The 13,137-nt window shown below is 68.6% G+C and carries 12 protein-coding genes; 5 read left to right on the top strand and 7 right to left on the bottom strand.

Going from position 1 to position 13,137, the window contains the following annotated elements; all coding sequences use genetic code 11:
- Positions 1-186: 186 nt before the first annotated feature.
- Positions 187-2,589, top strand: a complete 2,403-nt coding sequence (locus HA630_RS15730; RefSeq protein ID WP_166835837.1) for a penicillin-binding protein 1A — start codon at positions 187-189, stop codon at positions 2,587-2,589.
- Here HA630_RS15730 and cyaY read toward each other — a convergent pair.
- Positions 2,579-2,908 (bottom strand): iron donor protein CyaY, encoded by a 330-nt coding sequence (cyaY, locus tag HA630_RS15725; RefSeq protein WP_166835835.1) that lies wholly within the window; start codon positions 2,906-2,908, stop codon positions 2,579-2,581. The genes HA630_RS15730 and cyaY overlap by 11 nt on opposite strands.
- A gap of 12 nt (positions 2,909-2,920) precedes the next feature.
- Between cyaY and HA630_RS15720 the strand changes: the two genes are divergently transcribed.
- Complete coding sequence (locus HA630_RS15720; RefSeq protein WP_166835834.1) at positions 2,921-3,085, top strand: LPS translocon maturation chaperone LptM; 165 nt, start codon at positions 2,921-2,923, stop codon at positions 3,083-3,085.
- Between the two features lie 25 nt (positions 3,086-3,110).
- Complete coding sequence (gene lysA / locus HA630_RS15715; RefSeq protein WP_166835833.1) at positions 3,111-4,409, top strand: diaminopimelate decarboxylase; 1,299 nt, start codon at positions 3,111-3,113, stop codon at positions 4,407-4,409.
- A 31-nt stretch (positions 4,410-4,440) separates the two neighbouring features.
- Here lysA and HA630_RS15710 read toward each other — a convergent pair whose 3' ends face one another.
- From HA630_RS15710 to HA630_RS15690, 5 genes are all read right to left on the bottom strand, one after another.
- Entirely contained in the window at positions 4,441-5,070 is a 630-nt protein-coding gene (locus tag HA630_RS15710; RefSeq protein ID WP_166835831.1) for a sulfite oxidase heme-binding subunit YedZ, read from the bottom strand.
- Between the two features lie 4 nt (positions 5,071-5,074).
- Complete coding sequence (gene msrP / locus HA630_RS15705) at positions 5,075-6,073, bottom strand: protein-methionine-sulfoxide reductase catalytic subunit MsrP (RefSeq protein WP_166835830.1); 999 nt, start codon at positions 6,071-6,073, stop codon at positions 5,075-5,077.
- Between the two features lie 91 nt (positions 6,074-6,164).
- Complete coding sequence (ccsB, locus tag HA630_RS15700; RefSeq protein ID WP_166835828.1) at positions 6,165-7,526, bottom strand: c-type cytochrome biogenesis protein CcsB; 1,362 nt, start codon at positions 7,524-7,526, stop codon at positions 6,165-6,167.
- Positions 7,523-9,667, bottom strand: a complete 2,145-nt coding sequence (locus HA630_RS15695) for a cytochrome c biogenesis protein ResB (RefSeq protein ID WP_166835827.1) — start codon at positions 9,665-9,667, stop codon at positions 7,523-7,525. Before HA630_RS15695 ends, ccsB begins: the two co-directional genes overlap by 4 nt.
- Before the next feature lie 194 nt (positions 9,668-9,861).
- Entirely contained in the window at positions 9,862-10,476 is a 615-nt protein-coding gene (locus HA630_RS15690; protein WP_166835825.1) for a cytochrome c, read from the bottom strand.
- Positions 10,477-10,585: 109 nt separating this feature from the next.
- On the opposite strand from HA630_RS15690, the gene yihA reads away from it, so the two are divergent.
- Positions 10,586-11,296: a ribosome biogenesis GTP-binding protein YihA/YsxC gene (gene yihA, locus HA630_RS15685; protein WP_166835824.1), complete on the top strand. Its 711-nt coding sequence runs from the start codon at positions 10,586-10,588 to the stop codon at positions 11,294-11,296.
- A complete protein-coding gene (locus HA630_RS15680) occupies positions 11,293-12,204 on the top strand; it encodes an alpha/beta fold hydrolase (protein WP_166835823.1) in 912 nt (303 codons plus the stop codon). Before yihA ends, HA630_RS15680 begins: the two co-directional genes overlap by 4 nt.
- A gap of 6 nt (positions 12,205-12,210) precedes the next feature.
- On the opposite strand, the gene HA630_RS15675 is transcribed toward HA630_RS15680, so the two are convergent.
- Positions 12,211-13,077 carry a lysophospholipid acyltransferase family protein gene (locus tag HA630_RS15675; RefSeq protein WP_166835821.1) on the bottom strand — a complete coding sequence of 289 codons (867 nt, stop codon included), beginning with the start codon at positions 13,075-13,077 and terminating at the stop codon, positions 12,211-12,213.
- Positions 13,078-13,137: the final 60 nt, after the last annotated feature.

Here is a 13,137-nt window from a genome sequence, read left to right as displayed (position 1 = left end):
GCACCCAAGCCACTGCCGCCTCGCTGCCAGCCCCGACGTTGTCAAAAACACACGTTGCATTTCTCGCTCACGGGCACAGTATCCGCCATTTTTCACGCGCGCTTACAAACTTTCACACCCCAAACACGCAAATTCCCCCCGCCCCAGCCCCGGTTTTTATAATTCCGGCCAGACACCAAGGCCTGCATGACCCAACGCCCCACCCCCTCTTCCGCTCCCTCCTCCGCCCCCTCCCCCCAACGATCATCCCGGCCCCGTGGCGGGCTGGCGCGGGTGCTGGTCTGGTTGCTGGGCCTGGCCGGCGCGGGGGTGGCGAGCCTGGCGCTGGTGCTGGGCCTGGGGCTGGCCATGGCCTACCCCAACCTGCCCGACGTGACCGAATTGGCCGACTACCGGCCCAAGCTGCCGCTGCGGGTGTACGCGCGCGACGGCGAACTGATCGGGGAATTTGGCGAGGAACGCCGCAACCTGCTGCCGTTCGAGGACATCCCACCGGTGATGGTCAACGCGGTGCTGGCCATTGAGGACGCCCGCTTCTTCGAGCACAACGGGGTGGACTACCGCGGCATGCTGCGGGCGGCGCTGGCCAACCTGGGCGAGGCCAAAAGCCAGGGCGCGTCCACCATCACCATGCAGGTGGCGCGCAACGTCTACCTGTCCAGCGAAAAAAGCTACCTGCGCAAGATCTACGAGGTGCTGCTGACCTTCAAGCTGGAACACCTGCTGACCAAGGAACAGATTCTGGAAATCTACATGAACCAGATCTTCCTGGGGCACCGGGCCTATGGCTTTGCGGCCGCCTCGCAAACCTATTTCGGCAAGCCGCTGGACCGGGTCAGCATCGCCGAAGCGGCCATGCTGGCCGGCCTGCCCAAAGCGCCGTCGGCCTACAACCCGATCAGCAACCCCAAGCGCGCCCGGGCGCGGCAGCTGCACATCATCGACCGCATGCTGGAAAACGGCTTCATCACCGAAGCCGAGGCGCGCGCCGCCAAGGACGAGCCGCTGCGGCTGCGGCGCATCGACCCGGAGCAGTTCGTCAACGCCGACTACCTGACCGAAATGGTGCGCCAGTCGGTGTTCGAGCAATACGGCGACGAGGCCTACACCCGCGGGCTGCAGGTGCACACCTCGGTCGATGCGGCGGCCCAGCGGCTGGCCCACCGGGTGGTGCGCCAGGGCGTGCTGGACTTTGAGCGGCGCCAGTTCTACCGCGGGCCGGAACGCTTCATCGACCTGCCGGCCAACCCGCAGGCGCGGGAGGAGGCGGTGGACCAGGCCCTGGCCGCCCTGCCCGACAACGGCACCCTGCTGACGGCCGTGGTGCTGGAGGCCAGCGCGCGCAAGGTGGTGCTGGTGCGTGGCGACGACACGCCGTTCGAGGTCACGGGCACCGGACTCGACCCGGTGCGCTCGGGCCTGGCCGACAACGCGCCGCCGCACCTCAAGCTGCGCCCGGGCGCGGTGGTGCGCGCCGTCAAAGGCGCCAGCGGCTGGTACATCACCCAGACGCCGGAGGTGGAAACCGCCTTCGTGGCGCTGGACCCGCGCACCGGCGAAATCCGCGCCCTGGTGGGCGGTTTCGACTTCAACCGCAACAAGTTCAACCGGGTCACCCAGTCGCAGCGCCAGCCTGGCTCCAGCTTCAAGCCCTTCATTTACTCCGCCGCCCTGGAAAAAGGCATCACCCCGGCGACACTGGTCAACGACGCCCCGCTGTTCTTCAGCGCCACGGTGACCGGCGGCAAGCCCTGGGAGCCCAAGAACTACGACGGCAAGTTCGACGGTCCGATGACGGTGCGCACCGGCCTGGCCAAGTCCAAGAACATGGTGTCGATCAACATCCTCAAGGCGGTGGGCACCAGCAGTGCGCAGGAATGGGTCACCCGCTTTGGTTTTGAGGCGGCCAAACACCCACCCTATCTGACGATGGCGCTGGGGGCCGGCTCGGTGACCCCGTTGCAAATGGCCAGCGCCTACGGCGTGTTCGCCAACGGCGGCCACTACGTGCCGCCGATGCTGATCACCCGCATCACCGACCACAAAGGCAAGGTGCTGATGGAGGCCGCGCCGCGGGCGCCCGACGAGTCGCAGCGCGTGATCCCGGAGCGCAATGCCTTCATCATGAGCCAGTTGCTGCAGGAGATCACCCGCTCGGGCACGGCGGCGCGGGCCCAGGCCACGCTCAAACGCCCCGACCTGTACGGCAAGACCGGCACCACCAACGACTCGGTGGACGCCTGGTTCGTGGGCTACCACCCCACGCTGTCGGCGGCGGTGTGGATGGGCTACGACACCCCGCGCAACCTGGGCCGCCAGGCCACCGGCGGCGCGCTGAGCCTGCCGGTGTGGGTGCAGTTCATGGCCGAGGCACTGCGCAACGTGCCGGTGCAGGAGCCGGCGCCGCCAGCGGGCGTGGTCTACACCCAGGGCGAATGGTTCTATGAGGAATACCAGCCCGGCGCGGGGGTGGCCAGCCTGGGCATGGCCACCGGCGCCAGCGACGAAGCCGGGACCGACCCGGACGTGAACACGCCGGCCAGCGGCACCCAGGAAAAACGCAACATCCTCGACCTGTTCAGGCAGTGAAACGCAGCGCCTGGCCCGACTGCGCCGTGGCCTCGCGGCTCAGGTGGTCGAACAGCTCGCCGGCGCCCTTGGTGTCCATCCAGCACTGGCCGTCGAAGCGGTAGTGGTAGCCGCCCGAACGGGCCGCCACCCAGATTTCGTGCAGCGGCTTTTGCAGGTTGACCACGATCTGGCTGCCATTGGCAAACACCAGGGTGATCATGCCGCCGACGCGCTGGTTGTCGATGTCGGCGTCGGTGTCGTCGTTGATGCGGTCGCAACTGGCCTCGATGGCCTGCAAGGCGGCTTCGGCGCGGTCGAGGTATTCCAGATCGGTCATTACAATTCCTTGATGTTCACACTCCGCCAAATTTTAGGTGTGTCGGGATTGACCCTGGCGCTGGCGCTGGCCGGTTGCGGCCAGAAAGGCCCGCTGTACCTGCCGCCCGCCACCACCGCAGCGGCGCCCGGCGCCCTGCCTGCCCCCGCCAGCGCGCCGCCGGCCGCTGCCCGCTGACCCCCCTGCTTCTGTTGCATTGTTCATGGCCCTGTCCCCTGCCCCCGCGCCGCGCCTGCCCGGCCACCCCCACTTTGCCTACCAAGACGGCGCCCTGCGCGTGGAAGGCCTGCCGGTGGCCGACCTGGCCCGCGAACACGGCACGCCGCTGTTCGTGTATTCGCAGACCGCCATGCTGTCGGCGCTGGCCGCCTACCAGCGCGGCTTTGCCGGGCGCCAGGCGCTGATCTGCTACGCCATGAAGGCCAACTCCTCGCTGGCGGTGCTGCAGACCTTTGTGCAGGCCGGTTGCGGGCTGGACATCGTTTCGGGCGGCGAGCTGGCCCGTGCCCTGCGCGCCGGCGTGGCGCCCGAGAAAGTGATTTTTTCCGGGGTGGGCAAGACCCGCGCCGAGATGCGCGCGGCGCTGGAAGCCGGCATCGGCTGCTTCAACGTGGAAAGCCTGCCGGAACTGGATGTGCTGAGCGAAGTGGCCACCGCGATGGGCCGACGTGCGCCGGTCAGCTTGCGCGTCAACCCCGATGTGGACGCCAAAACCCACCCTTACATCTCCACCGGCCTCAAGGGCAACAAGTTCGGCATCGCACACGACGCGGTGCTGCAAGCCTACCGCCACGCGGCCCAGTTGCCGGGGCTGAAGGTGGTCGGCATCGACTGCCACATCGGCTCGCAGATCACCGAAATGTCGCCCTACCTGGACGCGATGGACCGCATCCTCGACCTAGTGGACGCGATCGAGGCGGCCGGCATCACGCTGGAGCACATCGACTTTGGCGGCGGCCTGGGCATCGACTACCAAGGCGACACGCCGCCGGCCGCCGACGCCCTGTGGCAGGCGCTGCTGGCCCAACTGGACGCCCGGGGCTACGGCCAGCGCCGGCTGTTGATCGAGCCGGGCCGTTCGCTGGTGGGCAACGCCGGCATTTGCGTGACCGAGGCGGTGTTCCTCAAGCCCGGCGAGCAGAAAAACTTTCTGGTGGTGGACGCCGCCATGAACGACCTGCCCCGCCCCGCCATGTACGAGGCTTACCACGCCATCGTGCCGGTGCAGCCGCGGGCGGGCGAAGCGAGCGCGTGGGACGTGGTGGGCCCGGTCTGCGAAAGCGGCGACTGGCTGGGCCGCGACCGGGCCCTGAACGTGCAGCCCGGCGACCTGCTGGCGGTCTGCTCGGCCGGGGCCTACTGCATGAGCATGTCGAGCAACTACAACACCCGTGGCCGCGCGGCCGAGGTGCTGGTGCGCGGCGACCGGGCGCAACTGATCCGCGCGCGCGAAACGGTGGACGACCAGTTGCGGCAGGAACGCCTGCTGGCGCTGGGCTGAACCGCCTGCGCGCCTCACCCACAGCGCACCCTCAGCGGGGCGCCCGGCGAAGGGTGGCGCGCTGGTCGGCCCACCCGCGCCACACGCGCCAAGCCAGCGCCCCCGCCAACACGGTGCCGTACAGGTAGACCTCGCCGAAATGGTTTTTGCCGGTGCGCATCCAGTAAAAATGCAGCACGGCCAACCCGGCCACCACATACACCGCGCGGTGCAGGCGCCGCCAGCGCACCGCACCCAGCGCCCGGATGGCACGGGGGAACGAAGTCGCGGCCAGCGGCAACAGCAGCAGCCAGGCCAGCAGGCCCACCGCGATGAAGGGGCGTTCCCACACGTCGCGCAGCAGTTCGGCGCCGTCCAGCCCCGTGTCCAGCCAGGCATAAGCCCACAGGTGCTGGCTGGCGTAGGCAAAAGTCCACAGGCCCAACCCGCGCCGCCAGGTCGCCAGCGCCGCCAGGCCAAACGCCTGGCGCAAGGGGGTGACGAGCAGGGTCAGGCACAGCAGGCGCAGGGTCCAGTCGCCCAGGCCGCGGATCAAGGCCTCGGCTGGGTTGGCGCCCAGCCGGTCGGTGAAACCCGCGAACCACAACCACACCGCCGGGACCGCACACAACACCAGCACCACGGGCTTGACCCAGGGCGCCGTCCCATGCCGCGGCTTCATCGTCTCAGTAGAACTTGCGCAAATCCATGCCGGCGTACAGCTGCCCCACCTGGGCAGCGTAGCCGTTGAACAGCTGGGTTTTGAGGCGTTTGGCCAGCAGCCCGCCTTCGCCAATGCGGCGTTCGCTGGACTGGCTCCAGCGCGGGTGCGGCACCTCGGGATTGACGTTGGAGTAAAAGCCGTATTCCTGCGGCGCGGCCGCGTTCCAGGCGGTGACGGGCTGCTTGTCCACGAAGCGGATCTTCACCAGCGACTTGCCGCTCTTGAAACCGTACTTCCAAGGCACCACCAAGCGCAGCGGTGCGCCGTTCTGGTTGGGCAGCACCTCACCGTACATGCCAAAGGCCAGCAGGGTCAGCGGGTGCAGCGCCTCGTCCAGGCGCAGGCCCTCGACGTAGGGCCACAGCAACACACTGGAGCGCAACCCGGGCATGCTGCCCCGGTCGGCCAGGGTGTGGAACTCCACGTACCGGGCGCTGCCCAGCGGCTGCACCTGGCGCACCAGCGCGGCCAGCGAATACCCCACCCACGGGATGACCATGGACCAGCCTTCGACGCAGCGCAGGCGGTAGATCCGCTCCTCCATCGGGCTGAGCTTGAGCAGTTCGTCCAGGTCGTAGGTGCGGGGCTTGGCCACCAGGCCCTCCACCTGCACCGTCCAGGGCCGGGTCGGCATCCGACCGGCCAGGCGGGCCGGGTCGGCCTTGTCCAGGCCGAATTCGTAGAAGTTGTTGTAGGTGCTGGCGTCGCGGTAGGGGGTCAGGGCCTCCACCGTGGTGGCGCCCGGCACCGCGGTGGGTGCGCCGGACAAGGCGGCCAGCTGGCCTGGGCGGGCCGGGCCCTGGGCCCAGGCCTGGCGCGCGGCCATGCTGGTCAACGCGGCGCCACCCAGCCCCAGCGCCGCCTGTTGCAGCCAGCGCCGCCGGTCCTGGTAAACGGCCTGCGGCGTGATCTCGCTGGGCGTGGGGTGCTGGAATCCGTCGGAATCGGTGCGTATCAGCATGGCGGCTTTCGGTGCAACAGAGACCGATGTGACCCCACCAACGGCACGGGGGTTCCGCAGAACCCCCGTGGCCGGTCTCAAGCGCCGCGGATCACAGCTCGCCGTAGCTGTGCAGGCCGCTCAGGAACATGTTCACCCCCAGGAAGGCGAAGGTGGTGACCGCCAGCCCCACGAGCGCCCACCAGGCGGCCACGGTGCCGCGCAGGCCTTTCATGAGGCGCATGTGCAGCCAGGCGGCGTAGTTCAGCCAGACGATCAGGGCCCAGGTTTCCTTCGGGTCCCAGCTCCAGTAGCCGCCCCAGGCCTCGGCCGCCCACAGCGCGCCCAGCACGGTGGCGATGGTGAAGAAGGCAAAGCCCACGGCGATGGCCTTGTACATCACGTCGTCCATCACCTCCAGGGCGGGCAGGCGTTCGGCGATGCGGCGGCGCGCGGCCAGGATGCCGCCGACGATCAGTGCCGACAGGCCGAAGTAGACGAACCAGTAGCTGCCGCCGCCCTCGGCGGCGCCTTGGCGGAACACCAGCGGCTCGAAACACAGCACCACACCGAGCAGCCACAGCGGGGCCAGCTTGTACCAGCGGGTTTCGCTGGCGCTTTGCTTGATCAGGTAGGCAAACGCCAGCATGGCGGCGATGGCGAAGGTGCCGTAGCCGATGAAGTTGGCCGGCACGTGCAGCTTCATCCACCAGCTTTGCAGCGCCGGCACCAGCGGCTGGATCTGGTGGGCTTCGCGCACCACCGTGTACCACAGCAAAAAGCCCACGGCGGCGCTGACCACCAGCATCACAAAAGCGCCCATGCGGCGGGTCTGGTAGCGGTCCTCGTAGTACAGGTAGTAGGCGGCGGTGAGCCAGGAAAACAGCACGAACACCTCGTACAGGTTGCTCACGGGGATGTGACCGATGTCCGGGCCCAGCAGGTAGCTCTCGAACCAGCGCACCAGCGAGCCGACCAGCGCCAACGTCACCGCCACCCAGGCCAGGCGCGAGCCCAGGGCCTCGAAGGCGTCGGCGTTGCGGCGCGAAAAAATGCCGACCCAAAAGAAGGCGGTGCTCATGAAGAACAGCACGCTCATCCACAGGATGGCGGACTGGCTGGAGAGGAAGTACTTGAGCAGAAAGGCTTCATCGGCCCGGGCGACCTGCGGCACACCGTCCACCTGGTAGAGCCAGATGGCCAGCAAGGCCAGGCCGGCCGAGACCACGGTCAGCGCGCGCACCGGGCGCCAGAACCAGGCCAGGGCGATCAGGCTGGGCACCGTGCCGACCAGGATGGCCTGTTCGTAGCCGTCCATGAAATCGCCGTAGAGGAACAGGCCGTAGCCGCCGGCGGCCACCACCAGCGCGGCGTACAACCAGTCCCACAGGTTGCGGCGGGCGAAATAGCCGGGGCGCAGGCCAGCGCCGCCGGCGCTTCGTTTCAGGTCGACGGTGTGGGTCGCAGCGTTCATGGGGTCACCTCGGAAGAGTTCTGCAGCAAACGGGTTTTGAGGGTGTCGAATTCGCGGTCGTTGTCCATCAGCTTGCGGTTGGACGACAGGGCCATGCTGGCCCGGGCACCGTCGCCCTGCGGCGCCAGCCACACCCACAGCCGGCGCTCGCGCACGTAGAGCATGGCAAAAACACCGATGATGAGCAAGAGGCAGCCCAGGTAGACGATGTTCTTGCCCGGGGCACGCGCCACCTGGAAGACGCTGGCCTGCACCTGCTCGAAGTCGGTCAGCATGAAGGCCATGGGGGCGGGGTAGAAGAAGCCGTCGCTCAGGCTCAGCACCGCCTGGGTCATGAAGGCGGCGTTCTGCTCACTGCGGTCGGCGCGGGCCAGCCCGGCGCGCTCGCGGCTCATCTGGTACAGCTCGAACAGGGTGCCGTTGAGGATGCGCAGCAGCACCTCGGCGGCGCGTTCGCGTTCGGCCTCGGGCACGTTCATTTCCATGAAGGCCGACACCGCCTGCAGCCCCCCCAGCGGGCGCGTGCTGTCGTTGGGCTGGCGGCCCACGTCGGGGTCGGTGCCGGCAAACAGTTCAATGGCGCGCTGGGCCGAGACCGCCAAGGCCTGCACCACCTCGGACCGCTGGCCTTGGGCGGCCTGGTCGGCGTAACGGCGCACCGCCTCGCGGCGCCAGTCGGCGTTGGCCAGGGCGGTGCGCAGCCGCACGTAGCCGTCCATGCTGTCGTTTTCGTCGGCCGGCACGCGCAGGTAGCGCAGCGGCTCGGCCGGGGTTTCGCGCACACCCAGCACGAACACGCGGGCACCGTCCAGGTCGATCGGCAGCATGTAGTTGTGGTACTCGCGGGCCTGGCCGGCGGCGTCGCGCAGCTTGTAGCTCACGCTGGGGCCGACGTTGCGCAGCTCCTTCTCGGTCATGGTCTTGTGGGCCGAGCCCAGCCGCCCCTCGATGGCCTGGCGCAGGTCCACCTTGCGCACGTCGGCGCCGCTCTGCAAGGTGTCGGTGAAGTTTTCGACGTTGATCACCCGCAGGCCGGTGAACTCGAGCAGCAGGCGCTCGTCGCCATTGGTCAGCGCGGTGCTTTCGCCGACCCGGCCCTGCACCTCGAACGCCGCGGCGCTGGCGCCGCCCATGGGCAGGCCCCGCAGCTTGAGCAGCGAGCCGCCGTCGTCGAAACTGGACTGGTAGATCTGGATGCCCCGGTGGCTGACCGGGTGGTTGACCTCCACCCGGGCTTCTTGGGTCTCGCCAGTGTCGCGGTCGTGGATGACGATGTCGCTGGCGAACAGCTTGGGCATGCCGGTGGAGTAATACTCCACCACGAATTTTTTCAGCTCGACGTCGAACGGCAGGTCCTGCAGGATGACGCCCTGCGGCTGCGCCAGGATGGCGGTGCCGGCGCGGGTGCCTTCGGTCACCAGCAGGTTGCCGCGGAAGGTGGGGTTGCGCGCGCTCAGGCGGTGCTCCGCGGGCACGTCGGCGATCAGCCCGCCGCCGGTGAACGGCGTCTTGCCGTTGAACCACATCTGCGCGCGCACCACCAGGTCGCCGTCCAGCAGCCCGCCAATGCACACCAGCACGATGGCCACGTGCGCGGCGATGTAGCCCAGCTTGTTCGCGGCGCCGGCCTTGGCCGCCACCATCCAGCCCGGACCTTGGGGCGTGTCGCGCCGTTGCAGCCGCACCTTCCAGCCCGAGGCCAACAGCACCTGGCCCATGCGCTGGGCGGCGGCCTCGGTGTTTTCGTTCAGGCGGGCTTCGGCTTTGTGCGGGAAGGCCTTCAGGCTCTGTTCGCGGATGTTTTCCTTGTAGAGCTTGAGGTCGGTGAGGATTTTGGGCGTGTTGCGCAGAATGCACAGGCTGGTGCTGACCACCAGAAACGCCAGGATCAGCAGGAACCACCAGGCGCTGTACACCGAGTACAGGCTGAGCGCGCCAAACACCTCGGACCAGAACGGCCCGAACTGGTTGACGTAGTTGTTCAGCGGCTCGTGCTGCTTGAGCACGGTGCCCACCACCGAGGCGATGCAGATCACCGTCAGCAGCGAGATGGCAAAGCGCATGGACGACAGCAGCTCCACCGCTGCACTCAACCGTTGCGAGCCGCTTTTGAGTTCGATACCTGCGGTGGATGCGCTCATGTCAAGAAAGAAAGGGGCATGAAAAAAGGCAGGCCTGAAGAGGACCTGCCCTGACTGTGAGTCGTTCGCTGGCAATCGGTTCAATACGCAGGACCCAGTATATTGTCCCGTCGAATATTAACGCTCGCTTATGCTTGCACCGAAACCCGACTGCGGCTGGGGACTCTGGCACGCGGCCGGCCCCCCCGGCCGGGTCAACGCAGGCCGGCGATGTAGTCGGCCACCGCGGCGATTTCCTTGTCGCTCATGTAGGCGGCGATCTGGGTCATCTGCACGCTGTTCTTGCGCTCGCCGGAGCGGAAGGCCTTCATCTGGGCGGTGGTGTAGTCGGCGTGCTGACCGGACAGGCGCGGGTACTGGGCCGGGATGCCGGCGCCGTTGGGCGCGTGGCAACCGGCGCAGGCAGCCACCTTGCGGTCGGCAATGCCACCGCGGTAGATGCGCTCGCCCAGACCCACCAGTTCCTTGTCGCGGGCAAAGCCCGGCTTGGCCGGCTGGCTGGCCACCCAGTAGGCGATGTTGCGCATGTCGTCGTCCGACAGGGCGCCGGCAAAGCCGCTCATGATGGCGTTGGCGCGCTTGCCCGACTTGTATTCCTGCAGCTGTTTGACCAGGTATTCCGGGTGCTGCTGGGCCAGCTTGGGGTTGGCGGCGACGGTGGAGTTGCCGTCGGCGGCGTGGCAGGCCACACAGACCTGGCCGTAGAGTTCGGCGCCCTTTTTCAGGTCGACCTTGGCGGCCTGCGCGTGCACAGACAGGGACAGCGTGGCCAGTGCGGCGGCACCGATGAGGGAGGCGATGAATTTCATGTCGTGGGCAGTGGGCGTGGATTGCTACGAACTCGCCCCCGACGACCACAAGGTCCGGCAGGCGCAAAACACAGAGATTTTACAATGTCCAATGACCACGGATTTGCCCATGCCCCCCAACACCCCTCCCGCCGGCCCCGCCACCGACGCCAAAGCCGCCAACGGCTGGCTGCACACGGCCCGTTTCCTGACCGAAGCGCCGCAGTTGCACCACCTGCCCGCGCTCGACGTGCCGGAGGTGGCCTTCGTTGGGCGTTCCAACGCGGGCAAGTCCACCTGCATCAACACGCTGACGCAGCAAAAGCGGCTGGCGTTTGCCTCCAAAACGCCGGGGCGCACGCAAAGCATCAACCTGTTCGCCCTGGGCAAGCAAGGCGCCACCGACGCGGTGCTGGCCGACCTGCCCGGTTACGGCTACGCGGCGGTGCCACAGGAGGCCAAGCGCCGCTGGCAGCAGGTCATGGCCAACTACCTGGTCAGCCGCCCCAACCTGGCCGGCGTGGTGCTGCTGTGCGACCCGCGCCTGGGGCTGACCGAGCTGGACGAGGCGCTGCTCGAGATCATCCGCCCGCGGGTGGAACAGGGCCTGCGCTTTCTGGTGCTGCTCACCAAGGCCGACAAGCTCACCCGCGCCGAGGCGAACAAGGCGCTGTCGATTGCGCGACTGCAGGCCGGCGGCGGCGAGGCGAAACTGTTTTCGGCCCTGAAAAAACAAGGCCTGGACGACGTGGCGCTGACGCTGTGGGATTGGACCCACCCGACCGCCGGCGCGGCGCCCGACACCCCCATCACCCCACCGCCACCCGACGCCACCCCATGATCCAGACCCGCACCGCCCACCTGCCGCACGGCATCCACCTGGAATGCCACGTGGCCGGGGCGGCGGGGCGGCCGGTGCTGGTGTTTGTGCACGGTTTTCCCGAGGCCGCGTTCGTCTGGGACGACCTGCTGCGCCACTTTGCCCAGCCCGAGCATGGTGGTTACCGCTGCGTGGCGCCCAACCTGCGCGGCTACGCCGGCTCCAGCGCGCCCGCCGAGGTGTCGGCCTACCGCGCCAAACACCTGGTGCAAGACCTGAAAGCGCTGATCGACCAGGTCACCGCCGACAGCCCGACCCCGGGCCAGGCCGCGGCGGTGGTGGCGCACGACTGGGGCGGCGCCGTGACCTGGGGCCTGGCGGCGCAGCACCCCGAGGCGATGCGCCAGCTGGCCATCCTGAACGCCCCGCACGCAGGCCTTTTCGCACGGGAATTGCAAAACAACCCCCTGCAACAAGCGGCCAGCGCCTACATGAATTTTTTGGTGCGACCCGACGCCGAGGCCCTGCTGGCCGAGAACGACTTCGCCCGGCTCTGGCCCTTTTTCACCCAAATGGGCGACGGCGCCCCCTGGCTGACCGAGGCGCTGCGCGAGCGCTACCGCGCTGTCTGGCGCCAGGGCCTGACCGGGCCGTTGAACTACTACCGCGCCTCGCCGCTGCGCCCGGCCACGGCGCACGACGCGGGCGCCAGCGGCGTGCAGCTGCCACCCGCGTTGCTGCGGGTGTCGGTGCCCACCCTGGTGCTGTGGGGCCTGGGCGACCACGCCTTGTTGCCCAGCCTGCTGGACGGGCTGGAGGCCCACGTGCCGCGCTTGCGCGTGGAGCGGCTGCCGGACGCCTCGCACTGGCTGGTGCACGAGCAGCCGGCGCGGGTGCAGGCGCTGCTGGGCGACTTTCTGGCCGGCTGACCCGCTTCACAGCCCTTTGCGCGGCACCTTGTAGCGGGCGTAACCCCAGAGGTACTGGTCGGGCTGGCGCAACACCATGCGCTCCATGGCCCGGTTGATCTGGGTGGCGGCCTGCACCATGTCGTCGGCCAGGGGCTCGGCCACCACCTCGTCCCAGGGTTGCACGTGCACCACGTAGCCGCGGCCCCAGGGCTTGCGTTCACCCCAGATGAACAACACCTGCGTGCCCGGGGTGCGCGCGAAGCGCACCGACAGCGTCATGGTGTAGGCCGGCTCGCCAAAAAATGGCGCCCACACGCCCAGGCCCTCGGGCGGCACCTGGTCGGGCAACAGGCCCACGGTCTGGCCCTGCTTGAGCGCCTGGATCAGCTGGCGCACCCCGGCCAGCGTGGTGGGCGCGGTGGCCAGGCCCGGGCGCTCGCGGGCGGTGCGCAGCACCTCGGCGGCCCAGGCCTTGCGCGGCGGGCGGAACAGCACCGTGATCGGCTGGGCCGCGGTGCCGGGCGTGGGCTCCAGCGCCTGGCCAAAGCGTTGGGCGTAGGCCTGGGCGGTGATCTCGAAACAGCCCAGGTGCGGCGTGAGGAACAGTATGCCCTGACCGTGGCGCAGGGCGGCTTCCACGTGGGCGGCACCCTCCCACCCGGTGGGCACGGGGGCGCCAAACCACAGGCGCGGCAGTTCGGCCACCTGCTTGCCCGCCTCGCCCACCGACGCCCAGCGCACCCGGCCCCGCACCCCCGCCAGAGCGGTGTGGTGGAACCAGCGGCGGCGGTAATCGGGCGCCAGCAGCCAGGCCAGCCAGCCCAAGCCCCAGCCCACGGCGTGCAGCAGTGGCAGCGGCCAGCGGGCCAAAAATCGGAACACAGACAGCATGGTCACACGTCAGGGCATGGGCCGGTGCCTGCACCGCCCAGCGGGTTGGAATTACAATGC

This window comes from Aquabacterium sp. A08 (genome assembly GCF_011742065.1).
Note: the sequence above shows the minus strand (reverse complement) of the source record. Positions and strands in the feature narration are given on the sequence as shown.

Coding starts and splice junctions, on each gene's coding strand:
- HA630_RS15730 (WP_166835837.1), top strand. CDS start 187: ATGACCCAACGCCCCACCCCCTCTTCCGCTCCCTCCTCCGCCCCCTCC.
- cyaY (WP_166835835.1), bottom strand. CDS start 2,908: ATGACCGATCTGGAATACCTCGACCGCGCCGAAGCCGCCTTGCAGGCC.
- HA630_RS15720 (WP_166835834.1), top strand. CDS start 2,921: ATGTTCACACTCCGCCAAATTTTAGGTGTGTCGGGATTGACCCTGGCG.
- lysA (WP_166835833.1), top strand. CDS start 3,111: ATGGCCCTGTCCCCTGCCCCCGCGCCGCGCCTGCCCGGCCACCCCCAC.
- HA630_RS15710 (WP_166835831.1), bottom strand. CDS start 5,070: ATGAAGCCGCGGCATGGGACGGCGCCCTGGGTCAAGCCCGTGGTGCTG.
- msrP (WP_166835830.1), bottom strand. CDS start 6,073: ATGCTGATACGCACCGATTCCGACGGATTCCAGCACCCCACGCCCAGC.
- ccsB (WP_166835828.1), bottom strand. CDS start 7,526: ATGAACGCTGCGACCCACACCGTCGACCTGAAACGAAGCGCCGGCGGC.
- HA630_RS15695 (WP_166835827.1), bottom strand. CDS start 9,667: ATGAGCGCATCCACCGCAGGTATCGAACTCAAAAGCGGCTCGCAACGG.
- HA630_RS15690 (WP_166835825.1), bottom strand. CDS start 10,476: ATGAAATTCATCGCCTCCCTCATCGGTGCCGCCGCACTGGCCACGCTG.
- yihA (WP_166835824.1), top strand. CDS start 10,586: ATGCCCCCCAACACCCCTCCCGCCGGCCCCGCCACCGACGCCAAAGCC.
- HA630_RS15680 (WP_166835823.1), top strand. CDS start 11,293: ATGATCCAGACCCGCACCGCCCACCTGCCGCACGGCATCCACCTGGAA.
- HA630_RS15675 (WP_166835821.1), bottom strand. CDS start 13,077: ATGCTGTCTGTGTTCCGATTTTTGGCCCGCTGGCCGCTGCCACTGCTG.